Origin of the sequence: Nocardia sp. NPDC050799 (assembly GCF_040654015.1) — a bacterium.
Lineage (GTDB): Bacteria > Actinomycetota > Actinomycetes > Mycobacteriales > Mycobacteriaceae > Nocardia.
This window is the reverse complement of sequence record NZ_JBFAHF010000038.1, coordinates 1-22,790: the sequence shown is the minus strand read 5'-3', so window position 1 is coordinate 22,790 and position 22,790 is coordinate 1. Positions and strand designations below refer to the sequence as shown.

Sequence of the window (22,790 nt, the reverse complement as noted above, 5' to 3'; positions counted from 1 at the left end):
CTCACATGACCGACGATGTGACGAACCGCAGCCGGCACGAGGGCGTGACCCCGCCCGCGATGACCGTCGACCAGGTGTCCGGCTCGACGGAGTATTTCGAAATGGAGTCGACGTCGGTCGGCGCCCGGTTCGCGATTTGGGTGACAACGTCTCCGACGTACAGCCAGGACGAGCAGGATTACCCCGTCCTCTACGTCACGGACGGCAACTACAGTCTTGGTCAGACGGCCCCGCTGGCCGTGATGCAGAGCGACCTGGCACTTCCGATCGCGCCTTACCTTCAGGTGACCGTGGGCTACGCCGGGGCCGACACTCAGGACCGGACCCGCGTACGCAACCGGGATCTCCTGCCACACGGCGAGCCGATCCCACCGGCGACACGGTCCTCGCTGGAGACGACGATCGAGCACCAGCTGATGACGCAGGAAGAAGCCGACGCCTACCTCGACCAGCTCGCCAACCCGCGCGCCGATGCCTTCCTCGCCTTCATCACCGACGAGCTCTACCCGGAGATCGCCCGGCGCTATCGGGTCGCACCTGAGGGCCACGGGCTGTTCGGCTACTCCTACGGCGGAGCCTTCACGCTGTACGCCCTGCTCACGGGCTGTCCTATGTTCGCCGCCTACGGTGCGGGCAGTCCAGGCGTCACCTCGTCGGAGAGCAAACTGCTCACGTTTGCCGATAAGCCGCTCGACCTCATAGGCAGGCGGCCCCACCTCACGATCAACGGGCCTGAGATGACGGGGGAGCTGCCGATCTATCGCATGCTCGGACGCGAATTCACCCTGCTCGTCGAGTCCCTGCGCACGACCGACTCAGGACTCGCGCTGACCACTCAGATGCTGGGCGAGACTCACCTCACCGGTCTGCAATCCTCCTTCCTGAGCTTCATGCGCACCTGCTGGTCAGAGTCCAGCATGAGTTCGGCCGCGACGTTCCGCGAAGGTTGCCAATGTTGATCGAACGCCTTCGGGAGCGCCTCCACGCTGATCGACTTCAGCTAGATCCCGAGGTGATGGAGGGCTATGCGCACGACGAGGCCGAGTGGGCACCCCACGGGGCGCCGCTTGCCCTCGTCAGGCCGCACACTGCCGAGGAGGTCCAGGAGGTCGTCCGCGCCTGCATCGAGTTCGGCGTTCCCGTGGTGCCCCGTGGGGCGGGCACCGGCCTGTCCGGCGGGGCGAACGCTGTCGACGGATGCGTCGTCCTGTCGACCGAAGCGATGACAGCCGTCACTCAGATCGATGCCGTTGAGCGGTTGGCAGTCGTGCAGCCGGGTGTCGTCAACGATCACTTGCGCGCCGCGGTGGCCGAACACGAGCTCTGGTACCCGCCGGACCCCGCCTCCTCGCCGTGGTCAACTATCGGCGGCAACGTCGCGACGAACGCGGGCGGCCTCTGCTGCGTGAAGTACGGCGTCACGGCTGACTACGTGCTCGAGGTGCAGGTCGTCACGGGCACGGGCGAGTTGGTCCGGCTCGGGCGACGCACAGCGAAGGGCGTCGCGGGGTACGACCTCGCCAGACTGCTCGTCGGCTCTGAAGGAACATTGGGTGTCATCACCGAAGTCACGGTCAGGCTCCGCCCGCAACGAGCGCCGGAGCGCACCGTCGCCGGCTTCTTTTCGTCGATCGTCGATGCCGGGCGCGCCGTCACAGCAGTGGGAGCGGCGGGCATTGTCCCCTCCGCCCTCGAGCTCATCGACCGACACTGCCTCGCGGCCGTCGACCGGTGGAAGAAGATGGACCTCGCCGTCGAGGCCGACGCTGTTCTGCTGGCGCGGTGCGATGTCCCGGGCGCAGCAGGCGACGATGAGGCGGACGCGATCCGTACCTGCTTCGAACGCGCGGGCGCCACCTGGGCGGCCCGTTCGACCGACGAAGCTGAGGCGGACGCCCTGTTCGAGGCGCGACGCCTGGCCTACCCAGCCCTCGAGCGTCTCGGCCCTGTGCTCACCGAGGACGTCTGCGTGCCGAAGGTAGCGGTTCCGGAGATGCTCGCCCGCATCGAGGCGATAGGCAAGAAGCACGACACCCTGATCGCGAGCATCGCCCACGCCGGGGACGGAAACCTGCACCCCCTGCTGGTGACGCCTCGTGACGACGACGCGGCCAGGGAACGGGCACAGCACGCCTTCCGCGAAATCATCGAGGAGGCGCTTGCCCTCGGCGGCACGGTCACAGGTGAGCACGGTGTCGGTCTACTCAAGATGGACGGACTCGCCCAGGAGCTGCCGCCGGCGGTCATGAACCTGCACCGCGCGGTCAAGGCCGCGCTGGATCCGCACGGCATCCTCAACCCCGGCAAGGTCATCACCGCTGCCGGGTAAACCTACCCACCCGCTCGCGGCTGGTTCGTTCCGTCGCGTCGAGGAGCCGATCACACCGGCCCCGACGACGATGGCGTCCGGACTCGAATTCACCCGACAACGGTCAGCTGGGCGGAGCCTACAGCGACTTGTCCAGATGTCGCGGAAAGTCGTCGGCGACCGCGACAGTCGTCTGTAGACGCTGAGATCCGAGTTTTTCATCATTTAGACACCGAAATGTCCAGTGTGACCCACGGGACAGTCACCCTTTGACCTGGCGAGACACGAGCTCGGATGGTCAGTTGACGAAAGTTGCGCCGCCATGAGCACGAGCGTCCTCGACCATCCCTACGCCCCCCTCGCCGTCTTTGACCGAGCCGACGAACTGCGGGACGCCCACCACGAGCAGATCATGTTCTGCAGAGACGAGCGGACGGGCCTCCGGGCGATCATCGCGATCCACGACACCACCCTCGGGCCGGGCCTCGGCGGTACGCGGTTCTATCCCTACGCGAACGAGTCGCTCGCGCTGACCGATGCGCTTCGGCTGTCCGAGGGAATGACGTACAAGGCGGCCGGCGCGGGCGTGCCCCTCGGCGGCGCGAAGGCCGTCATCATCGGCGACCCGGCAACCCAGCGGACTGAGGGTCTTCTCGAGTCCTACGGCAGATTCGTCGAGTCCCTCGGCGGGCGGTACTGCACGGCCGCCGACGTAGGCATCACGTCCGAGGACCTCGACATCATCGGGCGGACAAGTACCCATGTCGTGGGACGGACCACGGCCGCCGGCGGCTCCGGCGATAGCGGCTACGCGACGGCTCTCGGCGTTTTCTCGGCGATGCAAGCCGCGGCGACGGCGATCTGGGACGGGAACGGCCTGGCTGACAAGGTCGTCGGGGTCGAGGGTATTGGCAAGGTCGGGCGGCACCTCGTGGCCTTCCTCCAGTCCGTCGGAGCCCGCGTCGTAGTCTCCGACCCGAGGCCGACCGCGCTGAGCGAAGTCGGCGGACACGATTCGCGTGTCCAGGTCGCGGATTCGGTGCTGACCGAGGAGCTGGACGTCTACGCCCCGTGCGCGCTCGGCGCGAGCCTGACGGCGATCAGCGTGGCTCAGCTGAGCGCAAGAGTCGTTTGTGGCGCAGCGAACAACCAGCTCGCCGACGGAAGTGTGGCCCAGGCGCTCACGAACAGGTCAATCCTCTGGGTCCCGGACTACCTGGCCAACGCCGGCGGGCTGATCCAAGTCAGCGGCGAGCTCACGAACGAGCACCAGGCTGACGTCTTGGCTCGTGTGAGACGTATCGAGCACACGGTCGGCGAGGTGATCCGCGCGGCGCTCGACACCGACGTCTCGACGTTGCAGGCCGCGCGCAACATCGTGGACCAGCGGCTCACCGCCGGACGGGAGAGCTGACGTGTCCACGCCCCCGACGACCCTCGCTGCTGATCCGACCGCAAGCACTCCCGAAAGGACTCCGCCCGTGAGCACAACCGATGCGGTCGGGACTCTTCTCCTCGCTGCCCGTCAGAACGATCCGGCATCGACGGCTCCGTTTCAGCTCGTCGACGAGAATGGTGAGCTCACTCAGGCCGGTCACGACCTCGGTGTGGACCTCGAGTTGGCGAAGAACCTCCACACCGACATGGTGCTGGCCCGTCGGCTGGACCACGAGGCGCTGGCCCTCCAACGGCAGGGGGAGCTGCACCTGTGGATTATGGCCTGGGGACAGGAGGCCGCCCAGGTCGGGTCGATACGTGCACTCCGGCGCACCGACCACGTCTTTCCGAGCTACCGCGAGCACGCGGTACTGCTGTGCCGAGGGATCTCGCCTGCCGACATCCTGCGGCAGTGGCGCGGGGCGACCCACTCGGGCTGGAATCCAGAGGATTCGCACGTGCACATCAACTCGCTCGTCCTCGGTACCCAGACTCTCCACGCCACGGGCTACGCCGCCGGAGTCCGGCTCGACCGTTCCGACGAGGTCGTCATGACCTACTTCGGGGATGGCGCGGCCAGCCAGGGTGACGTCAACGAGGCACTGAACTGGGCGGCCGCGGGCACTCTCCCGGTCGTCTTCTTCTGCCAGAACAATCAATGGGCGATCTCGACTCCCACGGTCACGCAGATGCGCACCCTCCTCCATATCCGCGCCGCCGGCTTCGGGGTCGCGGGCTACCACGTGGACGGCAACGACGCGCTCGCCGTGCACGCCGTCACCCAACACGCGATCGCTCGGGTCCGAGCCGGCGAGGGGCCGGCGCTGATCGAGGCCCAGACCTACCGCCTCGCCGGGCACTCGAGCTCAGACGACCCCACGCGCTACCGCACCGATGATGAGCTCGTTGGCTGGCAGGCGAAGGACCCCGTCACCCGGCTCGAGCGACTCCTGCGCAACGCCGGTGTCAGCGAGCGCCACTTCAGCGACCTGGAAGTCCAGGCCGATGCCTTCGCGGTCGAGGTCCGCGAGCAGTGCAAGTTGGTGCACGGCGACGACCTCGCCGTCGTCTTCGAGCACACGTACGCCGAACCGCACCCGGTCATGCAGTCCGAGCTCGCGCAGCATCTCGCGCGCCACGACCGGACGGTGGGCTGACATGAGTACCCGATACGCTCTCGGCGCCGCGATCAACGCGGGCCTGCGCGCCGCAATGGCTCGTGACGAGAAGGTCCTCATGATGGGTGAGGACATCGCCACGCTGGGTGGCGTCTTCCGTGTGACCGACGGACTGGCAGCGGAGTTCGGCGCCGAGCGCGTCGTCGACACCCCGCTTGCCGAGTCCGGCATCGTCGGTACCGCTATCGGTCTAGCGTTGCGCGGGTACCGGCCCGTCTGTGAGATCCAGTTCGACGGTTTCGTCTACCCCGCTTTCGACCAGATCGTCAGTCAGCTCGCCAAGATGCGAGCCCGCTCGCAGGGAAATCTCTCCCTGCCAATTGTCATCCGCATCCCCGTCGGCGGCGGCATCGGCGCGGTCGAGCATCATTCGGAGTCCAACGAGGCCTACTTCGCGCACACGGCCGGTCTGCGGGTCGTGTCGTGCTCCACCCCCGACGACGCGTTCCACATGATCCAGCAGGCCATCGAGTCCGACGATCCGGTTATTTTCTACGAGCCCAAGCGACGCTACTGGGACAGGGCGGAAGTTCTGGAAGAGCCCACCCGATCCCTGCACGAGGCGGCTGTCCTGCGCGAAGGCGCCGACTGCACCTTGGTCGCCCACGGGCCGACCGTGGCCACGGCCCTGGCGGCGGCAGTCGCTGCGCAGGAGGACGGTTTCTCGGTTGGCGTGGTCGACCTGCGCACGATCTCCCCGCTCGACGTCCCGACGCTACGCAAGGTTGCGGCCGAGTCCCATCGCGTCGTAGTGGTCCATGAAGCTTCGACCTTCCTCGGGATCGGCGCGGAGGTTGCCGCGACCATCACGCAGGAGTGCTTCTACGACCTGGAGGCGCCTGTCCTTCGGGTTGGCGCCTACAACCTTCCGTACCCGCCAGCTCACATGGAGGACCGCTTCCTTCCCGACGTCGACCGGATCCTCGAGACCGTCGACACCAGCCTGAACTTCTAGGAGATTTTATGTTCGAGTTCAAGCTTCCAGACGTCGGCGAGGGCCTCACCGAGGCCGACATCCTCGAGTGGCAGGTTGCCGTCGGCGACACCGTGGAGGTCAACCAGAACCTCCTCGAGATCGAGACGGCCAAGTCCGCAGTCGAGCTCCCTTCCCCGGTCGCCGGCATCGTCTCGGTCCTGCACGTCGAGCCCGGGCAGACCGTCCCGGTCGGTACCGTCATCATCTCGATCGAGGACGGGAGTGAGTCCTCGGCTACGACCGGTGGCGTCGCGGCCTCCTCCGTCGGTGAGCCCGCGACGGAGAAGGTGCTCGAAGAGAAACCGTCGGTGCTCGTCGGACCGGGCCCGACCGCAGCAGTTCCTCGTACCCGTCGACTGGCGCGCAGGAGCGGTTCTGCTCCGGCGCAGGCTGCCGTGACGTTCCTACCCGATGACGCCGTCGCTAGCCCGAGCCGGGGCGCGACCCGCGCCAAGCCTCCGGTTCGTCTCCTGGCCAAGCAGCTCGGCGTGGACCTGACCTCGGTCGTCGCGTCGCACGGTGAGGTCATCTCCCGGCGGGACGTCGAGGCCGCGGCTGCTGCGGGGGCCCGACCCATCCAGGCGCCACCACGGCTGGCTGTGGAGTCGGGAGACCGCGAGACGAGGACGCCCATCAAGGGGGTGCGCAAGGCAATTGCCGCGGCCATGACGAGCTCAGCCTTCACCGCGCCGCACGTGACGCTCTTCCTCACGGTGGACGTGACGAGGACGATGGACCTGCTCGCCAGGCTCAAGGCCGACCGGGACTGGTCCGGCGTGCGTCTCACGCCGCTGGTCCTCGTGGCCCGTGCCCTTCTGATGGCCATCCGTAGTCACCCCGGCATCAACGCGCGCTGGGACGAGGTCGCACAGGAGATCGTGGAGCCGCATTACGTCAACCTCGGGCTGGCGGCAGCGACCCCGCGCGGTCTGATCGTCCCGAACATCAAGGAGGCGCACGACCTCAACCTGCGCGGCCTCGCTGATGCCATGGCCGAGCTGGTGGCTACTGCGCGCGCCGGCAAGACGTCGCCCGAGGCGATGGCACAGGGCACCATCACGATCACCAACATCGGTGCGCTCGGGGTCGATGCGGGCACGCCCATCCTGAACCCAGGCGAGGCGGCGATCCTGGCGTTCGGCAACGTCCGCGACACCCCGTGGGTCGTCGACGGGGAGGTTTGGGTCCGGAAGGTCGCGCAGCTCGCGCTGTCGTTCGATCACAGACTGATCGACGGCGAGCTGGGGTCGAACGTGCTGGCGACTCTGGGACGCCTGCTGGGGGACCCCAGCGAGGCCTTCATTCTGTGATGAGGGGCATGGGCCCGGTGTGCCCGGGACGAGCAGGTCTCGGCCTTGTCGTCCTGACCGTGTACGCGCGCGGCGAAGTCGCAGTCTGCGGTCGGGTCCTCCAGGTTCTCACCCTGCGGCGCTTCACGGTCGAGCGCATGCGCGAGGCCCGCGAGGAGGTCTTCGAGACCCTGCGCGACCTGCACGAGGCGCGGGTGCGACCTCAGAATCCATCACGCAGTACCTGCCCGGCCGTCGAAGCGTCATCCCGGGGAGGACTGGGGCAAGCCCGAGGAGTTCGTCGAGCTGACCGCAGAGGCCACCGCCGTCGGCTTCGCCGGCGTCATGTCCGGGCCCTGGCCCGCTCCTCGTGCCGCGCCGTCCGCCTCCACCAGCAGGCCACCGAAGTCCAAGCAAGCAGGGAGAACCAACTGACATGCCAGATGTGTACGACATCGTGATCCTCGGCGGCGGGAGCGGCGGCTACGCCGCGGCGCTCCGCGCCGACCAGCTGGGTCTCTCAGTGGCCCTTGTAGAGAAGAGCAAGATCGGCGGCACGTGCCTGCACAACGGCTGCATCCCCACCAAGGCGCTGCTCCACTCCGCCGAAGTCGCCGACGCGGCTCGCGAGTCCAAGTCCTTCGGCGTGAAGGCCTCATTCGACGGCATCGACATGAAGGGCGTCAACGCTTTCAAGGCCGGGATCGTCGAGCGCCTCTACAAGGGCCTGCAAGGACTGCTCGAGTCCTCCAAGAATCTCACGATCGTCGCGGGCGAGGGCAAGCTCGTCTCCACCGACAAGAACGGTGGCGGCACCGTCGAGGTGAACGGGGATAAGTACACCGGCAAGAACGTGATCCTCGCGACCGGTTCGACCGCCCAAACCCTGGGCCTCGACATCGGCGGGCGCATCGTCACCTCCGACGAGGCCCTCGAGATGAGCGAGGTCCCCGAGCGCGTCGTCATCATCGGCGGCTCCGTGATCGGCGTCGAGTTCGCGAGCGTCTGGAAGTCATTCGGCGCTGACGTCACAATCATCGAGGGGTTGAAGTCACTCGTCCCGCTGGAGGACCCATCGCTGAGCAAGCACCTCGAGCGCGCGTTTCGCAAGCGCAAGATTGCCTTCAGGACCGGCGTCAAGGTCACGAGCGTCGAGCAGACCGACAGCGGTGCCACTGTCTCGCTGGAGAACGGCGACATGATCGACACCGATGTGGTGCTCGTCGCCGTGGGCCGCGGCCCACGCAGCGAGGGCATGGGGTTCGAGGAGGCCGGCGTCACGGTCGAACGTGGCTGGGTCCCCACCGACATGCGTCTGCGCACCAACGTCAAGGGTATCTTCGCGGTCGGCGACCTGGTGCCCGGCCTGCAGGTGGCGCACCGCGGCTTCGCGCACGGGATCTTCGTGGCCGAGGAGATCGCCGGCCTCGACCCGCAGCCAATCCTCGACGTAGACATCCCACGCGTCACGTACTGCGAGCCCGAACTGGCCAGCGTCGGTATCACTGAGCCCCAGGCCAAGGAGAGATACGGCGAGGACAACGTCGAGATCGTCGAGTACAACCTCGGCGGCAACGGCAAGTCGCAGATCCTCCAGGCCGCGGGCAGCGTCAAGCTCGTACGTGAGAAGGACGGCCCGATCGTCGGCGTCCACATGATCGGTAGCCGCTTCGGCGAGCAGGTCGGCGAGGCCTCGCTGATCGTCAACTGGGAGGCCTACCCTGAGGACGTCGCTGCCTTCATCCACGCGCACCCCACGCAGAACGAGTCGCTCGGCGAGGCCGTAATGACACTGGCCAACAGACCCCTGCACTCCCACAGCTGACGATGCGTCAGTCTCTCCACACCTGCAACACGAGATCTGGAGTCTACTAATGCGATCCCAGGTCAAACCCCGATCCGGGGAGAGGCCAAACCGCAACACTTGCAGCCAGTCAGCGGCGCCGTAGGTCGCCACGTCGATCGTCTTGGCGCCACCGCCGCCCGGTAGGGCTCCGCCGATCGGGTGCCGGTACAGGGCTCGCCCCGCCCGTACCGGCACGCCGGAGCCAGCTGCACGATCCGAGCCCAAAGTCCGTGCTGATTCCGGACGGGCCCACCCGGGGTCGATGAGGGACCCTGCCGGGTGAACGCCTTTCGCCCTGCCCGCGGGAGAGCGAAAGGCGGTCACCCGCTCGGGTGTGCACCGGTTGCCGGTTACCCCAGCTGCCTTCCGATTCGGGCCGGCCCGCATACTGAACCGAAGCAGGGAAGGGCCGGGACGGCCACTGAGATCGGTTCGGCCGTAGGTGGGTCGAAGTCTGTGCTCCCGCGATATGGCCATGGACCCCACAACCCGATAGGAGGCGGCGTCGTCGGCAGATCCCGGTCGGTCGATCTCCAGCTCATACTCCAAATCAACCCGTCTTACCAGATGCTGCACAATCGACCGATCGCGTACGCACCGCACACACCCGCGTCGGCGAGAGTTGACCGATCCGGTCATGCCGCAGCATGACTTCCGCACCTGATACAAGAGGTTTTCCAGGTAGCAGGCACGCCGTGGCGTCCTGACCGGAGCCGAGTCACGGGCGGCGTTCGGAACCGTCGGGTACGGTGTGCGCCTCAGCCGACGGCGAGCCAAGTTGACAGATGAGCCGAAGCGCAGGCCGAGTAAGGGCCCCCGGAGCAAGGACCTCTTGCAGCAGTAGCCCGCGGATTGCGGCCACCGTTACTGTTGCGCGCACAACCGCACCTTCCTCCGAGTCGCCATCGCGGCGAGCTACGTCTGCAAGCAGGGAAGACAGGTCGCCCAGGGACGAGATGAAGTCCGTGAACGCCTCCGAATCACCTTGAGCGGCCAAGCCGGCGACAAGAAAGAAGCTCCGCACCCGCGCGATGCGTTTCGGATGCGTGTACAGCTCCCAGATCCGCTCGACCAGGTCTGGAAAGTTCGCGGAACCGGAGCCGCGGATCAACACCTCGTTGTCTTGTTCGCGCTGAGCGACAAGCATCGCAGTCAGCACTCCCGCATGCGAACCGAAGTGGTATCGAAGCAGCGCGTGGCTGGTCCCTGCTCGAGTCGCAATCTCGCGAAGCGAGAGGCTCGGACCTGGAAGCTCCTCACCAAAAGTACTCAGAAGACGCTCGAGCAGACGCTGACGCGCTATTGACATATATACCTCCCAGACGTATTTTTCCATTGGAAAAATCGAGGGTCGAAACCCCGCAGCCTTCGAAAGTAGCAATGGGAGTTTTTCTGACAGACGTGTGGTTTGCCGGCGGCAGGGTCGCCGATGGCTCCGGCACCGAGCCGCGAGCGGTAGATGTCTGTGTGACGGACGGCATCATCACGGCCGTCACGAAGGCACCAGCGGGCGTGAAGACGGTTGACCTGGACGGCAGGCTTCTGACGCCAGGGCTGATCGATGCACACGTTCATCTCGGGGTCCCCAGCCCGATCAGAGCGCAGTTCGGATTCGAGTTGTCAGCGGCCGAAATCGCTGCCGACATCTTCGCCACCGCCGGTCAGGCGATCGACGCAGGATTCACAACAGTCAGAGACACCGGGGGAATCGACCGCGGTGTCGTGGACGTCATCGCGAAAGGCAAGGTGCGGGGCCCGCGAGTGCTTTCATGCGGACCTGTCCAGTGTCAGACCGGCGGGCACGGCTACTATGGCGCCGATTGGGAGCCGACGGAACTCTGGACGCAGCACCACATTCCGGGGCTGTGCGCGTTGTCACTGATGTCGGGCAATGCAGACGAGCTCCGGCGAAATGTCCGTGAGACATTTCGCCGCGGTGCAACCTTCCTCAAGTTGTGCGTAACAGGAGGCGTCGTCGGAGGGCATGACCGACTGACCGACACGCAGTTCACCGTCGACGAGATCGCCGTGGCCGTGGAGGAAGCGGCAGCGCGTGGGACCTACGTGACGGTACATGCTCACAACAATCGGGGTATTCGCAACGCAGTGCGGGCCGGCGTGCGGTGTGTCGAGCACGGTACGGACATTGATGAGCCAACTGCCTCCCTAATGCATGAGCACGATGTCGCCCTGGTTCCGACGTTCGCCGTGGTCGATCAGATCCTGAGCACGGAAGGGCTGGATGTGGCCCCTGCGACGGTGCAACGGGCGGCAGGAGTCTATGAGCGGATGGCATCCGCTCTGAGGATCTCCCGGGCCGCAGGCCTGCGAATAGGCCTCGGGTCAGACCTCATCGGTCCGCTTCAGGATCGAAGGGGCGAGGAGCTACGGCTTCGATCCGAGTTGGAGTCGCCCATGCAGGCCCTGGTGTCCGCGACCAGCGTCAACGCGAACATTCTGGGCGTGGACGAGGTCGTTGGCACGGTGCGCGTCGGAATGCGGGCCGACATGGTCGCCTGGCAGCAAGACCCACTGGAGGACGCGAAAGCGTTCGCCGACCCAAAAATGGCCGTCCTCGTCGTCAAGGGCGGCGATATTGTGAAGGATACTCGATGAGCAAGATGCTGCATGGTTGCCTGCCCGATACGGAATACCTCGAAGTCACGGCCCGGTCGGGGCGTCGCTTCGGTGTCTGGGTGACCACGCCCCCCGGCTACGCGGAGTCCAGCGAGCCGTACCCCCTGATCTACGTGATGGATGGCAACTGGACCGTTGGTTTCACAGCGCCGCTCATCGTCACCCAGGCGGATCCGTATCTGACGATCGCTCCGTACATTCAGGTGAGCGTCGGCTACGCCGCCGAGGAAGCATCGGAATGGGCGACGCTCCGCAACCGCGATTTCGTGCCGCCAGGGGAGCCAGTCGGCGACGACATTTTGGCGACTCTGGAGACGGCTCGCGAATCGGGGCGCATGACCCAAGAGCAGGTGGACGCCTACCTTCGGGAGGTTACGGACAGTCACGCGGACGAGTTTCTCGAGTTCCTGACCGATGAGCTTCACCCTCGGCTGCAATCGCAATTCCGCGTCAGCGACTCAGGGCATGGCCTCTTCGGCTACTCCTACGGAGGGTTGTTCGCCCTGTATGCATGGCTCACCGCGGCGACACCATTCGCCACCGTCGGCGCCGGCAGTCCCGGCATCACCAGTCCAGGAAGCCAAATCCTCGACTTGATCCGCGGCCTTCCGGAACACAGCGACGGACCGGACGGTCCTCGGCTGCATGTCACGCTGAACAAAGCCGAGCTCCTCGGGGATATCACCGTGTATCGCGGACTCGCTCGACGTGTTCTCGCCGCGCTGGACGAGTTGCACACCACCGGGGTCCATCACTCTATTTCAAGCTCGTTGCTCAATGAGACCCACGTCACCGGCGTACAGGCATCGTTCCTGAGCTACCTGAAGGAATGCCATGCCTAGTGACTGCGACCTTCCTGTCGGAAACGGGAGCCGCCTCGGCTCTGACCTTGCTCTAACCTCAATCCCCCGTGGCAATTCCGGAACGTAGTGCCGGAATTGGCGAAAAGGTGCCCTGAACTGCGACAATTCGGCTTGTCTAAGGTCGAATAACACAGTGTCTGGAGCACCTTTTCGGTGAGTGAGTGTATGTCGTGGTATCCGTCGGTGAAAATCGAGGCCGACAGGTCGCCGGTCGTGTCGCAGGCCGGGGCGGGACTGGTGCTGCGGACTGTGGAGAAAACTGGGCTGACCGGGTTGTTGTCGCCCTGGCGCAGGCCGGGTGCGGTCCATGACCCGGGCAAGGTCGTGGCCGATCTGGCGGTGATGCTCGCTCTGAGGTTCCCCCGCTTCCTTGGAGGGCGCAGGTCATCGGCGGGCTGGTGCTGATCACCCGCCTCGGCGGCCCGGGTTCGGTGTCCAGGTCGATTCCGAGACCCCGACGCCCAGGGGTGCCACCATGGGGAGAACACACCCGGTTCGGAGGCGGTCATGACACAGACAGGCAGCGCGGCGTCCACGAGGCCCCATCATGAGGTCGATATCTCCAGCTACGAGTTCTGGGAGAAGGACTTCGACGGCCGGGAGGCGGCGTTCGCCCGGTTACGCGCGGCCGAGGGCCTCACCTGGCATGCCCCGCCGGATTCGCTGATCTTCGCCGATCCCGATCCGGGTTTCTGGGCTGTCACCCGGTACCGGGATGTCGTGCAGGTCAGCCGGAACCCGGAGATCTTCTCCTCGGAAGACGGCACGACCCTGGGGTATATGCCGCCCGATGTCGAATACCGCACCAAATTCTTCATCGCCCTGGACGCGCCCCGGCACACCCGCTACCGGAAATTGATCAGCTCGGCGTTCACTCCGCGCCAGATCCAGCGGGTGGAAGAGCAGGTCCGCGCCAATGCCGCCCGGATCGTCGACGATTTCGTCGCCGATCTGCGGACCGGCCGAACCCTCGATTTCGTCGATGCGGTATCCCGGAAACTGCCCATGCAGACCATTTCGCAGATGATCGGCATCTCCGAGGCCGACCGCGAGGCGGTCGCATTCGCGACCGAAGCCCTGTTCGGCACCACCGACCTCGAGTACACGAGCCTCGAGGAGCGCGCCGAGTTCTTCTACAGGCAGATCGGCATCCTCCATTCCGCCGGCACCGACCTGGCCCGGCAGCGCCGCGCGGAACCGCGCAATGACCTCATGAGCGCGATGATCGATGCCGAATTCGACGGGCATCGCCTCAGCGATGAGGACATCGGCGCGTTCATGGTGCTGATCTCCGCCGCCGGCAACGACACCACCAAACAGACCACCTCCCATGCGTTCAAGGCGCTGGTGGAGAACCCGGACCAAATCGAGTGGCTGCGTGCGGATCTCGATGGGCGGATGAACTCCGCGATCGAGGAATTCATCCGCTGGGGCAGCGTCGTGGTGCATTTCGCCCGCCGAGCGACCCGCGATACCGAGATCGCCGGAACCCCGATCGCGGCGGGTGAGAAGGTCGTGATGTTCTACAGTTCCGCCAACCGCGACGAGTCGGCGTTCGACAATCCGCACGCTTTCGATATCACCCGGGAACCCAACCACCACGCCGGATTCGGTGGCGGCGGCCCTCACCACTGCCTCGGCGCATGGCTGGCCCGCATGGAATTGAAACATCTGTTCCGGGAGTTGATCACCAAGGTTCCGCCGGTCGAACTCGGCAAACCCCAGTACGGGCACAGCGCGCTCATCCACGGCATCAAACGCATGACGGTCCGGCAGGCCACCCCTTGACCCGGTCATCTATCCGACGCCGTGCCTTCCGCCTCGCGACACTGCTTTTGAGCGGTCTGCGACAGGCACGGTCGGGCCGGCTCAGGGGCGGACCGCGGGTGGGGGTTTGCGCGGGTCAGTGCGCGGCGGCTTCCTTCGGCTTCCGCTTCGGAACGAAGTGCATGATCAGCACGACGAGGGCGCCGACGACGAGCCCGACGAGTGCGGAGGCAACCGTCCCTCCGGTCCAGGACAGGACACTTCCGAACCCGCCGTGGACGAGTTCTCCGGCCCAGTGTTCGAGGTCGTGGAGACGGTCGGCGGGCCAGTGGAATCCGGCTTCGCCGACGTTGACGAGGAGGATATGGCCGCCGACCCACAGCATCGCGGCTATCCCGACGACGGTGAGAACGGACATCACCTTCGGCATCGCGGCGACGAGTCCGCGTCCGACCCGCTGACCGAACGGCGACTCGCGCTCGGCGAGTGCGAGTCCGACGTCGTCCATTTTCACGATCACCGCGACGACGCCGTAGACCAGGGCGGTGATGAGGAACGCGACGACGATCAGCACCAGCAGCCGGGTGGCGAACGGTTCGTCCTCGACCGACGAGAGGGCGATCACCATGATCTCGGCGGAGAGGATGAGGTCGGTGCGGATCGCGCCGCTCACCATCGTCTTCTCGTGTTCGGGTCCGCTCGATGCCGTGGGTGCCTCGCCGTCGTCGTGGTGACCGCCGGTGAGCGCCTCATACACCTTCTCCGCACCTTCGTAGCAGAGGAACAGGCCGCCGGCGATGAGCAGGTATGGCAGCGCCTGCGGCAGGAACTGGCTCAATATCATCGCCACCGGCAGGATGATCAGGAGCTTGTTGCGGATCGACCCGATTGCGATCTTGCGGATGATCGGGAGTTCGCGCTTGGGGGAGAACCCGTGCACGTAGCGGGGGGTGACCGCGGTGTCGTCGACCACCACACCCGCGGCCTTGATACCTGCCTTGCCTGCCGCGGCACCGATGTCGTCGACGGACGCTGCGGCCACCTTCGCGATCGCCGCGACGTCGTCCAGCAGGGCGACGAGACCACCAGCCACGGGAACCTCCACTTCGATGTATCGAGCAGATCGAACAGTACGCGTACTGCCAGATGCTGATCGCTTGTGGTCGGGCCCGAAGGTTCCCGTCCACCGGGAAACGTTCTCGGGCCCTCGCCGGAACGATCTTAGTGTGATTCCACCCACTGGAACGTTCTAGTTCGGCCCGACCCATATCCACGAGGAAGTCCCGATGAACCTGATGAAGTCTCGCCTGTTCGCGATGATCGCAGCGATCATCGCAGCGGTGGCGCTCATGGCAGCTGGAACGGGTAGCGCGGCCGCGGCGCCGCAAACCGGTGAAATGTTTCTTACCTTTGTCCGCCACGGCGAATCGGCCGGCAATAATTCCGGTCTGGTCGACACTTCTGTCCCCGGACCCGGCCTGACCCAGAAGGGGCGGACGCAAGCCGCTGCGGTATCCCGGCTGCTGGCCGATTGCAAGTCCGACGGCATCTACGCGTCGACGATGGTCCGGACCCAGCAGACGGCGGAGCCGACCTCGCAGCTGTGTGGTCATCCCACAGTCGTCGAGGCGGGACTGCACGAGATCGAGGCCGGCATCTACGAGGGCACGCCGGAGCGGGACGTGCGTGCGGGCTACCTGGCCGCGCCGATTCAGTGGCTGCAGGGCAACCTGGATGCCCGGATCCCCGGCTCGATAAACGGCCACGAGTTCAAGAAGCGTATGGACGACTCCATCCAGGATATCCAGGACCGCCGCAGCAAGCGTGCTGTGATTTTTTCCCATGGCGGTGCCATCATGTTCTGGACACTCATGTCCGTCTCCAATCCTGATATGAGCAAGCTGCAGTCCGATCCGCTGCACAACACCGGCCGGGTGGTCGTGAAGGGCACCCCGAAAAAGGGCTGGAAGCTCGTCTCGTGGGACGGACACCCCGCCGCCTGAAAGTTCCCGCGGCACACGAGAGGCCCGTCCCTTCCCACGGGCCCGGCTGCCGAGGGCTCAGAGACGAGTGCGAATATCGTCCCGGCGCGCCATCTTGTCGATTTTGCCGTCCTTCGTGGTGGGCATGATGTCGAGCAGAATTACCTTCTCGGGCAATTGCAGCAACGGCTCGATCGTGCGCCACTGTTCCTCGGTCAGCTCATGCCTACGCGCCACGACCACACATCGAATCAAACCGGCACCTCAACCGCCCAACCTTTGAGGACACTCACTAGCTCGACTTCGCACTGCTCGCCGGATTCGGCGAGCAGTGCGGCGAGTTTGCGCGGATTGACGACGCCCAAGCCATCGGGCCGGTCAGTTACCGCCCAACTACTGCGCGAACGACGGATCCGGAACGGCGCCGCGATACCGGTCGTATGCGCGAACGCTGACGCTGGAATTCACCGATTTGCTCCGGTCGCCCTGGCGACAGACGTCGTTCCCGAACGCATCCCGCCACAGGTCCTCACGGAGCGATACATCCCGAGCGCACGCCCGGCACTGATCCGCTGGGTGGAGATCTACCGGCTCACCCGGACGCCACCAGTACCGGCAGTTCCGGCAGGCGCGCGAACCCCAGGGGTGCCGGCCCGGTGACGGGGTCGGCGAGTCGCAGGTCCGGGAAGCGCCCGAACACCCCACGCAGGGCGACCTCGGCCTCTTGCCGGGCGAGTGCCGCCCCGAGGCAGTAGTGCGCCCCCTGCCCGAACCCGAGATGTCGCTCACCGCGGCCGGTCTCGCGCCGGACGGCGAGCTCGTCGGGATTCTCGGTGAACTCCGGATCGAAGTTCGCGGACAGGATCCCGGCTGTCACCGTCGAACCGGCCGGCACGGTGATTCCGCCGAACTCGATGTCGGTCGCGGCGTAGCGGGGCAGGCTCGTCGGGATGGGGCCGCAGGTGCGCACCAGCTCATGCACGGCCCGCGGCCACAGCTCCGACTCCGAACGCAGTGCCGCGAGCTGGTCGGGTCGGGTCAGCAGCACCTGCACGGACTTCGAGATCAGGTGGGCGGTCGTCTCGAACCCGGCGATGACGAGTTCGAACACCATGGTGATCATCTCCTCCTCGGTGAGCCGGTCGCCGTCGTCGTGGACCTCGACCAGACCGGTCATCAGGTCGTCGGCCGGGGCGCTGCGGCGGGCCTCGACGAGGACGCGGATCTGCTCGACCACCGCGTGGATCACCGGTGGCATCCGGTCCGGGTCCGGGGAGGTGAGCAGCTCGGCCAGCTCGCGCCAGCGCGGCCGGTCGGGCTCCGGTACCCCGACCAGCTCACAGATCACCGCGATCGGCAACGGGTAGGCGAAGGCCTGCACCAGGTCGACCGGGCGCCCGCACGCGCCGACCGCGGCGATGTCGTCGAGCAGGCCTTCGGTCAGCGTCTCGACCCGCGGACGCAGCGTGTTCACCCGCCGGACGGTGAAGGCTCGGTAGACGAGCTTGCGCAGCCGGGTGTGCTCGGCCCCGTCCAGACTCAGCAGACTCCGCTTCATCCAGTCCAGCTCCGGCGGGATGCCGAGCCGGCCGAACAGGTCGAACAAGGCGTTCTGCGCCCCGTCCACCGTAGACGCGTCGGCCCGCAGCCGAGGATCGGTCAGGACCGCGCGAACGTCGGCGTGCCGGGTGATCAGCACACCGGAGTCGCCGCCGAAACCCGGGAAGCCCACGACCGGCCCCTGCTCGCGGAGTCGCCCGAACACCGCGACCGGGCAGCCGCTGCCGGGCCCGGTGGCGGCTGAAGCCGCGTCGTCGGGTGTTGCAGTGCCGGCGTCCATGCATCGTCTCCTCGGGAACATCCTCTAGGTTCGGCTCCAATCAACACCATGACGTCGCGGCATGGTCAAACCCGCCTGCCGACCGGCGTCGGTGTCAGCGCGGTCTCCCACGCCGCCGACTTCTCCCGTGAGTACATCACCCGGATCCGGGACGGAAAGGGCCCCAAGACGCCTGGTTCGTCCCTGTCGTAGGGGAGGAGGTGGCCGAGCCACGCGTCCAGCGGCTCCATCACCTCCTTCGGTGCGTCGGCACGCAGGGTGGTGTGTTCCACCAGGGTCGGTAAATAGAAGTGGGGTTTGTACGAACCGGTGGCCCCGAGTCCCCGGAATACACCTATGGCAAACCACGGATCGGCGATGGTCGGCCAGCACAGCGCCCCGTTTCGGACGAGGTCGAACTGCGGAGTGGGATCGGATTCGAACTCGATGGGCGGGTGGTCGTATGAATGGGCAAAGTGGACAACAGATCCCGCTCCGGCTTCGAGGGGGAGCCCGGGGTGAGCATGTACAACGCCTCGAAGTTCGCGGTGGCCGGCATCGAGGAGGCGCTCGCGGCGGAGCTGGGGCCGTTCGGGATCCAGAGCATGGTCGTGGAGCCCGGAGTCTTCCGCACCGACTTCCTCGACACCAGTTCCCTGTCGACCACGGCCGAGCGCATCCCCGCCTACGACAACACCCCCGCCCATGCCACCCTGGATTGGATCGACACCGCCAACCACACCCAGCTCGGCGACCCCGTCAAGGGCGCCGCCCTGATCTACGAGGTGACCTGCCAGGACAAGCTGCCCGGGCATCTGGCACTGGGCCGCGACGCGATCGAACGCCAACTGGTCAAGATCCGCAGCCTTCAGGACGACCTCGCGGCCTGGCAGGACAAGTCCGCCGCCACGGCCTGCGACGATGCCGCCTGACTATCCCGGTCCGTCCATGGGTCTGCGCCGCGCCAGGCATGCTGCTCACCTCGCATCACCGGCCGGCTCCGAGCATCAGGAACACGCGGTACCGGTCCACGGCCGGGGATCGGACACCGGCACGCCGGCCGCGCGAGATCGGGATTCACGACCGGGCAACGAGCCGCGGCAGCCCGGCCGACGTCCGGAAGTTGTGATCGTCGCGGGCAGCCCTCGCAGTCCGAGCCGTGCGGACTTGACCCGATGGGGAGTGGTGGTTCGACTACGACATGGTGATCGCGACGAGGGCCGCGGTGAAGGGCGCGGGATCCAGATCGCCCCGTACGGCGAGCTGCTGACTATAGGCGTGGCAGAGCGCGACGAAGGACTCGGAGATGCCGGCCGCGTGTGCCGGCGGGTGGTCCGGCAGAAGTGCGCCGACCGCCTTGCGCATCTGCTCGAGCTGCGCCTCGACAAGAGCGGCCAGGCTCGGCGTGACGGCGGCCTCGGCAAAGATCTGCGCGACCAGCCGGGCGTGGCCCTTCTCGCGCGCCAGTGTCCGGATGTGCTGCAGGAAGGCGTCGATGGCCTCGGCGGTCAGTTCCGCTGGGAAGTCCTGGCTCGACTGGGCGCAGATCGCCGCGACGATCTCGTCCTTGCTCGTGAAGTACCGATAGATCGCGCCGTTGGACAGCCCGGAGGCCTTGACGAGGTCGGTCATGGATGTGCGCGCGAAGCCGTGGGTGGCGAAACGCGTGTAGGCCGCGTCGATGATCTGCTGTCGACGGGCGTGGCGGTGGGCCTGGCTTACCTTGGGCAAAAGAGAGTGACCGATCGTTTTTTATGCTGACGTCGCCGACAGTACCCCATATCCCGAGGAGATACACGTGCGTTATCAGGCCTTCGGACGGCAGAGCGGCCTGCGCGTCTCGGAGTACGTGTTGGGTACAGCCAATTTCGGCACAGCTCCCGCTTCGACGGGGCTCGGCGGATCGAAGACGATATTCGAGTCGTTCGTCGCCGCCGGCGGGACTACCTTCGACGCCTCGAACATCTACCAGAACGGCGAGGCCGAAACCGTCCTGGGTGACCTGCTCGGACGTGAGCGCGACGACTACGTGGTGATCACCAAATACACCGGGAGCAGGAGTTCACACGTCCGGCCGGGCACTACCGGCAACAGCCGCAAGATCATGATCCGGTCCGTGGAGGAGAGCCTGCGGCGATTGAAGACCGACTACGTCGACATCTTCATGCCGCACCTCCCCGACGGCGTTACTCCGATGCCGGAGATCCTGGCCGGCCTGGAGGACCTGATTCGAGCGGGCAAGATCCGATACGGTGGCCTGTCGAACTTCCCCGCCTGGCGGGTCGCGGGCGCGGGGCAGACGGGGCGTATGCCGCTGATCGGAATCCAGACCGAGTACAGCCTGGCCGAACGCTCCGCCGAACGGGAACTCCTCCCCATGGCCCAGGCGTACGGGCTGGGCGTCGTGCTCTACTCCCCGCTGGCCGGTGGCCTGCTGACCGGCAAGTACCGCCGCGGCGAGACAGGTCGTCTCAGCGGCCGGACGAACACCGATGATGCCGGGAACAACGCAGCAGCGCAGCGTAGTTCGATACTCGACGCAGTGCTCGCCGTGGCCGAGGAGATCGGCACCGGCCCGGTCCAGGTCGCACTGGCCTGGCTGCGCGAACGCGCCGCACGGGCCGGTACCTCGATGATCCCCATCGTGGGACCCCGCACCCCGGCCCAGCTCGACGGCTACCTCGACGCTCTGGACCTCGAACTCGGCCCACACCACTACCGAACGCTGGACGAGGCGAGCGCGATCCGGCTCGGAGCGCCCTATGACGACGTGGCCGCGGCGCTCGTACATGGTGTCGACGGGGACCGGAGTCTCCTCGACGACCCGCTCGTGCCGGTACCCTGAGGCCGGCACCGGCTTTCCCCGATCCGATCGCACGCTCTGTGTCCCCTCATACCCGATCGTCATCAGGAGTGCGTATGCCACCGGCCACCGTCACCGCCATCAACCTCGACTGCGCCGACCCGCATGACCTGGCCCGCTTCTGGGCGCACCTGCTCGGCGGTGAGGTCGTCGTCGAAACCCCCGGATTCTGTGCCGTCACAACCGGGGCGCTGCATCTCGGCGCTGTCCGTGTCGAGAACTACCAACCGCCGACCTGGCCCTCCTCCGAGCGCCCGCAGCAGATTCACCTCGATCTCACCGTCGACGACCTCGACAGCGCCGAGGCCGAAGCGATCCGCCTCGGCGCGACCAAAGCTGCATATCAGCCCAGCCCGGAACGCTCCCGTGTGCTCAGCGACCCGGCCGGCCACCCCTTCTGCCTGCGTGCCTGACAGTCGACACAGATCGGGGGTACGTGTCCGCCGTGACCTCGCGCGGCGGCTCAGCGTCGCCTCGATGATCGAGTAGGACTCGGCGTGGTCGCACTCTTCGCCGATCGGGCCGAATCAGCCTGCCCCGCAGACGGAGTGCACTGCCGTGCCGAGCGCCTGTTGGTGCAGGGCGTCCAGCCTCTCCAGGTGCACTGCCGATCCGGCGGCCAGTAATAGTTCGACGGTGCGCCGAGTCGGCGCGGAGCGCACGTCCGCGGTAGCCCCGAGTTGCTCGAGCACGGCGCCGGTCAGTTGGTCGAGTTGGTCGCGGATCCGGACCAGGTCCGGACGTGTGCCGGGAGCTTCGTCCGGGTGGGCCCGCCATCGGTCCAATAGTCCGATCTGTACCACTTTGCTCGCGGCGATCTGGTCCCGGAAGAACGCCGTCGCCGTATCGCAACGAACAGACCGACACAAGCTGATATCTTCGACCAGCATGTTCGCAGTCCATCTCTATGAATGGCCGCTGTACCCGGCGAGGAGCTGACCGTGACGGCATCACATCCCGACGAGCACCCTCGGGTCACCGCCGAAGAATTCCTCGATGCCGAACCGGATTCTCTCGGAGATGTCGAGATCGTCGATGGCCTCGTCGTGCGATTGGTGGCGCAGAGCGAAGCACACAGCCGCGTAGTGCGGCGCTTGGCCGCCGCCCTGGAAGACGCTCGCGACCCGGCCGGCCCATGCTTACGGATCGGGTCCGATGTCGCTGTCCGCTTCCTCGACGCCGACGACCGCCGAGACGACCACCAACTCAACATCCGCTACCCGGATATCTTCATCCGCGACTGCGAACCCTACGACGTGAACACCGTCCGAGACCATATCGCTCTAATCGTCGAGGTCGTCTCGAAGAGCACCGTCGACGCAGACACTTCCGAAAAGCACAAAATGTATGCACGGGCCGGCATTCCGGGCTACTTGATCGTCCACTTCGACAAGAGCTGGGAAACCATAGACCGCATCGAGGAATACCGACTCGACTGGTCCGGACTGCGATACATGCCGCACAAGGTCCACCACATCGCCCTGGTCCTCGACACACCGGTCACCCTCGCCATCACCTTCGACGCCCTCCACCGCCTCTGACCAGTAGCCCAGAATCAGCGTTTCCGCAGGTCGATCTCTGTGGATAGCCGCTGCATCCCCCTCCGGACACCAGTGCTAATCCGGCAGAGGGGGGTGGTGACGAGGAGAGTGTCAGAATTTTTGTGGGCGGAACAGTGACCGTTCCGTTTAATTCCCAGTTATCCGCTCACCATAAAACAGCGCGAGCGCGTTGAGTATATCCTTCCACCCAGCGATCTTTCCAGTGATATTCGGACGATTCTTCAACGGATTTCGTATGACCAGGTAGAGAACCTTGAGTGCCG

Annotated in this window: 22 protein-coding genes and 1 pseudogene; 16 read left to right on the top strand and 7 right to left on the bottom strand. The window is 66.1% G+C overall.

The window, feature by feature from the left end; all coding sequences use genetic code 11:
• Positions 1-5: 5 nt before the first annotated feature.
• The 7 genes from AB0H42_RS29560 (at position 6) to lpdA (ending at position 9,013) form a co-directional block, all read left to right on the top strand.
• A complete protein-coding gene (locus tag AB0H42_RS29560) occupies positions 6-959 on the top strand; it encodes an alpha/beta hydrolase-fold protein (RefSeq protein ID WP_357062058.1) in 954 nt (317 codons plus the stop codon).
• Positions 953-2,329 (top strand): FAD-linked oxidase C-terminal domain-containing protein, encoded by a 1,377-nt coding sequence (locus tag AB0H42_RS29555; protein WP_357062055.1) that lies wholly within the window; start codon positions 953-955, stop codon positions 2,327-2,329. The genes AB0H42_RS29560 and AB0H42_RS29555 overlap by 7 nt, the downstream gene beginning before the upstream one ends.
• A 301-nt stretch (positions 2,330-2,630) precedes the next feature.
• Positions 2,631-3,722 (top strand): Glu/Leu/Phe/Val dehydrogenase dimerization domain-containing protein, encoded by a 1,092-nt coding sequence (locus tag AB0H42_RS29550; protein ID WP_357062052.1) that lies wholly within the window; start codon positions 2,631-2,633, stop codon positions 3,720-3,722.
• A 67-nt stretch (positions 3,723-3,789) separates the two neighbouring features.
• The gene (locus AB0H42_RS29545; protein ID WP_357062049.1) at positions 3,790-4,902 is read left to right on the top strand and encodes a thiamine pyrophosphate-dependent enzyme; all 1,113 of its coding nucleotides are present in this window, start codon (positions 3,790-3,792) and stop codon (positions 4,900-4,902) included.
• A 1-nt stretch (position 4,903) separates the two neighbouring features.
• On the top strand, positions 4,904-5,878 hold the full coding sequence (locus AB0H42_RS29540; RefSeq protein ID WP_357062046.1) for a transketolase C-terminal domain-containing protein: 975 nt from the start codon (positions 4,904-4,906) through the stop codon (positions 5,876-5,878).
• A gap of 8 nt (positions 5,879-5,886) precedes the next feature.
• Positions 5,887-7,209, top strand: coding sequence for a dihydrolipoamide acetyltransferase family protein (locus AB0H42_RS29535; protein WP_357062043.1), 1,323 nt, complete (start codon positions 5,887-5,889; stop codon positions 7,207-7,209).
• 415 nt (positions 7,210-7,624) lie between these two features.
• Positions 7,625-9,013, top strand: a complete 1,389-nt coding sequence (gene lpdA, locus AB0H42_RS29530) for a dihydrolipoyl dehydrogenase (protein WP_357062040.1) — start codon at positions 7,625-7,627, stop codon at positions 9,011-9,013.
• A 739-nt stretch (positions 9,014-9,752) separates the two neighbouring features.
• On the opposite strand, the gene AB0H42_RS29525 is transcribed toward lpdA, so the two are convergent.
• Positions 9,753-10,370: a TetR/AcrR family transcriptional regulator gene (locus AB0H42_RS29525; RefSeq protein WP_357062037.1), complete on the bottom strand. Its 618-nt coding sequence runs from the start codon at positions 10,368-10,370 to the stop codon at positions 9,753-9,755.
• Positions 10,371-10,414: 44 nt separating this feature from the next.
• Here AB0H42_RS29525 and AB0H42_RS29520 point away from each other — a divergent pair, with 44 nt between their 5' ends.
• The 4 genes and pseudogenes from AB0H42_RS29520 (at position 10,415) to AB0H42_RS29505 (ending at position 14,322) form a co-directional block, all read left to right on the top strand.
• Complete coding sequence (locus tag AB0H42_RS29520; RefSeq protein ID WP_357062035.1) at positions 10,415-11,650, top strand: amidohydrolase family protein; 1,236 nt, start codon at positions 10,415-10,417, stop codon at positions 11,648-11,650.
• Positions 11,647-12,513: an alpha/beta hydrolase-fold protein gene (locus tag AB0H42_RS29515; RefSeq protein WP_357062032.1), complete on the top strand. Its 867-nt coding sequence runs from the start codon at positions 11,647-11,649 to the stop codon at positions 12,511-12,513. Before AB0H42_RS29520 ends, AB0H42_RS29515 begins: the two co-directional genes overlap by 4 nt.
• Before the next feature lie 186 nt (positions 12,514-12,699).
• Positions 12,700-12,888, top strand: a pseudogene (locus AB0H42_RS29510) (IS1380 family transposase); the annotation flags it as partial.
• Between the two features lie 153 nt (positions 12,889-13,041).
• Positions 13,042-14,322 carry a cytochrome P450 gene (locus AB0H42_RS29505; protein ID WP_357062029.1) on the top strand — a complete coding sequence of 427 codons (1,281 nt, stop codon included), beginning with the start codon at positions 13,042-13,044 and terminating at the stop codon, positions 14,320-14,322.
• 115 nt (positions 14,323-14,437) lie between these two features.
• Here the strand turns inward: AB0H42_RS29505 and AB0H42_RS29500 are convergent, their stop codons facing one another.
• On the bottom strand, positions 14,438-15,394 hold the full coding sequence (locus tag AB0H42_RS29500; RefSeq protein ID WP_357062159.1) for a DUF808 domain-containing protein: 957 nt from the start codon (positions 15,392-15,394) through the stop codon (positions 14,438-14,440).
• Between the two features lie 193 nt (positions 15,395-15,587).
• Here AB0H42_RS29500 and AB0H42_RS29495 point away from each other — a divergent pair, with 193 nt between their 5' ends.
• Positions 15,588-16,304, top strand: coding sequence for a histidine phosphatase family protein (locus AB0H42_RS29495; protein ID WP_357062025.1), 717 nt, complete (start codon positions 15,588-15,590; stop codon positions 16,302-16,304).
• A gap of 57 nt (positions 16,305-16,361) precedes the next feature.
• Here the strand turns inward: AB0H42_RS29495 and AB0H42_RS29490 are convergent, their stop codons facing one another.
• The 3 genes from AB0H42_RS29490 to AB0H42_RS29480 all read right to left on the bottom strand — a co-directional run bounded on the left by AB0H42_RS29490 (position 16,362) and on the right by AB0H42_RS29480 (position 18,395).
• Entirely contained in the window at positions 16,362-16,520 is a 159-nt protein-coding gene (locus AB0H42_RS29490; protein WP_357062023.1) for a hypothetical protein, read from the bottom strand.
• 355 nt (positions 16,521-16,875) lie between these two features.
• Positions 16,876-18,123, bottom strand: a complete 1,248-nt coding sequence (locus AB0H42_RS29485; RefSeq protein ID WP_357062021.1) for a cytochrome P450 — start codon at positions 18,121-18,123, stop codon at positions 16,876-16,878.
• 65 nt (positions 18,124-18,188) lie between these two features.
• A complete protein-coding gene (locus tag AB0H42_RS29480) occupies positions 18,189-18,395 on the bottom strand; it encodes a hypothetical protein (protein ID WP_357062019.1) in 207 nt (68 codons plus the stop codon).
• 174 nt (positions 18,396-18,569) lie between these two features.
• Between AB0H42_RS29480 and AB0H42_RS29475 the strand changes: the two genes are divergently transcribed.
• Positions 18,570-19,034 carry an SDR family NAD(P)-dependent oxidoreductase gene (locus AB0H42_RS29475; RefSeq protein WP_357062015.1) on the top strand — a complete coding sequence of 155 codons (465 nt, stop codon included), beginning with the start codon at positions 18,570-18,572 and terminating at the stop codon, positions 19,032-19,034.
• 262 nt (positions 19,035-19,296) lie between these two features.
• Here the strand turns inward: AB0H42_RS29475 and AB0H42_RS29470 are convergent, their stop codons facing one another.
• Complete coding sequence (locus AB0H42_RS29470; RefSeq protein WP_357062013.1) at positions 19,297-19,833, bottom strand: TetR family transcriptional regulator; 537 nt, start codon at positions 19,831-19,833, stop codon at positions 19,297-19,299.
• 67 nt (positions 19,834-19,900) lie between these two features.
• On the opposite strand from AB0H42_RS29470, the gene AB0H42_RS29465 reads away from it, so the two are divergent.
• Both AB0H42_RS29465 and AB0H42_RS29460 read left to right on the top strand, forming a co-directional pair.
• Positions 19,901-20,947: an aldo/keto reductase gene (locus tag AB0H42_RS29465; protein WP_357062010.1), complete on the top strand. Its 1,047-nt coding sequence runs from the start codon at positions 19,901-19,903 to the stop codon at positions 20,945-20,947.
• A gap of 74 nt (positions 20,948-21,021) precedes the next feature.
• Positions 21,022-21,378 (top strand): VOC family protein, encoded by a 357-nt coding sequence (locus AB0H42_RS29460; RefSeq protein ID WP_357062008.1) that lies wholly within the window; start codon positions 21,022-21,024, stop codon positions 21,376-21,378.
• 114 nt (positions 21,379-21,492) lie between these two features.
• On the opposite strand, the gene AB0H42_RS29455 is transcribed toward AB0H42_RS29460, so the two are convergent.
• The gene (locus AB0H42_RS29455; protein WP_357062005.1) at positions 21,493-21,855 is read right to left on the bottom strand and encodes a hypothetical protein; all 363 of its coding nucleotides are present in this window, start codon (positions 21,853-21,855) and stop codon (positions 21,493-21,495) included.
• 51 nt (positions 21,856-21,906) lie between these two features.
• On the opposite strand from AB0H42_RS29455, the gene AB0H42_RS29450 reads away from it, so the two are divergent.
• Positions 21,907-22,506 carry a Uma2 family endonuclease gene (locus AB0H42_RS29450; RefSeq protein WP_357062002.1) on the top strand — a complete coding sequence of 200 codons (600 nt, stop codon included), beginning with the start codon at positions 21,907-21,909 and terminating at the stop codon, positions 22,504-22,506.
• The last annotated feature ends 284 nt before the right edge of the window (positions 22,507-22,790 follow it).

Bases quoted from the DNA above. Each gene is read 5' to 3' on its own strand.
- lpdA (WP_357062040.1), top strand. From the start codon at position 7,625: ATGCCAGATGTGTACGACATCGTGATCCTCGGCGGCGGGAGCGGCGGC.
- AB0H42_RS29560 (WP_357062058.1), top strand. From the start codon at position 6: ATGACCGACGATGTGACGAACCGCAGCCGGCACGAGGGCGTGACCCCG.
- AB0H42_RS29505 (WP_357062029.1), top strand. From the start codon at position 13,042: ATGACACAGACAGGCAGCGCGGCGTCCACGAGGCCCCATCATGAGGTC.
- AB0H42_RS29555 (WP_357062055.1), top strand. From the start codon at position 953: ATGTTGATCGAACGCCTTCGGGAGCGCCTCCACGCTGATCGACTTCAG.
- AB0H42_RS29475 (WP_357062015.1), top strand. From the start codon at position 18,570: ATGGGCAAAGTGGACAACAGATCCCGCTCCGGCTTCGAGGGGGAGCCC.
- AB0H42_RS29460 (WP_357062008.1), top strand. From the start codon at position 21,022: ATGCCACCGGCCACCGTCACCGCCATCAACCTCGACTGCGCCGACCCG.
- AB0H42_RS29515 (WP_357062032.1), top strand. From the start codon at position 11,647: ATGAGCAAGATGCTGCATGGTTGCCTGCCCGATACGGAATACCTCGAA.
- AB0H42_RS29485 (WP_357062021.1), bottom strand. From the start codon at position 18,123: ATGGACGCCGGCACTGCAACACCCGACGACGCGGCTTCAGCCGCCACC.
- AB0H42_RS29540 (WP_357062046.1), top strand. From the start codon at position 4,904: ATGAGTACCCGATACGCTCTCGGCGCCGCGATCAACGCGGGCCTGCGC.
- AB0H42_RS29455 (WP_357062005.1), bottom strand. From the start codon at position 21,855: ATGCTGGTCGAAGATATCAGCTTGTGTCGGTCTGTTCGTTGCGATACG.
- AB0H42_RS29550 (WP_357062052.1), top strand. From the start codon at position 2,631: ATGAGCACGAGCGTCCTCGACCATCCCTACGCCCCCCTCGCCGTCTTT.
- AB0H42_RS29520 (WP_357062035.1), top strand. From the start codon at position 10,415: ATGGGAGTTTTTCTGACAGACGTGTGGTTTGCCGGCGGCAGGGTCGCC.
- AB0H42_RS29535 (WP_357062043.1), top strand. From the start codon at position 5,887: ATGTTCGAGTTCAAGCTTCCAGACGTCGGCGAGGGCCTCACCGAGGCC.
- AB0H42_RS29525 (WP_357062037.1), bottom strand. From the start codon at position 10,370: ATGGAAAAATACGTCTGGGAGGTATATATGTCAATAGCGCGTCAGCGT.
- AB0H42_RS29495 (WP_357062025.1), top strand. From the start codon at position 15,588: ATGAACCTGATGAAGTCTCGCCTGTTCGCGATGATCGCAGCGATCATC.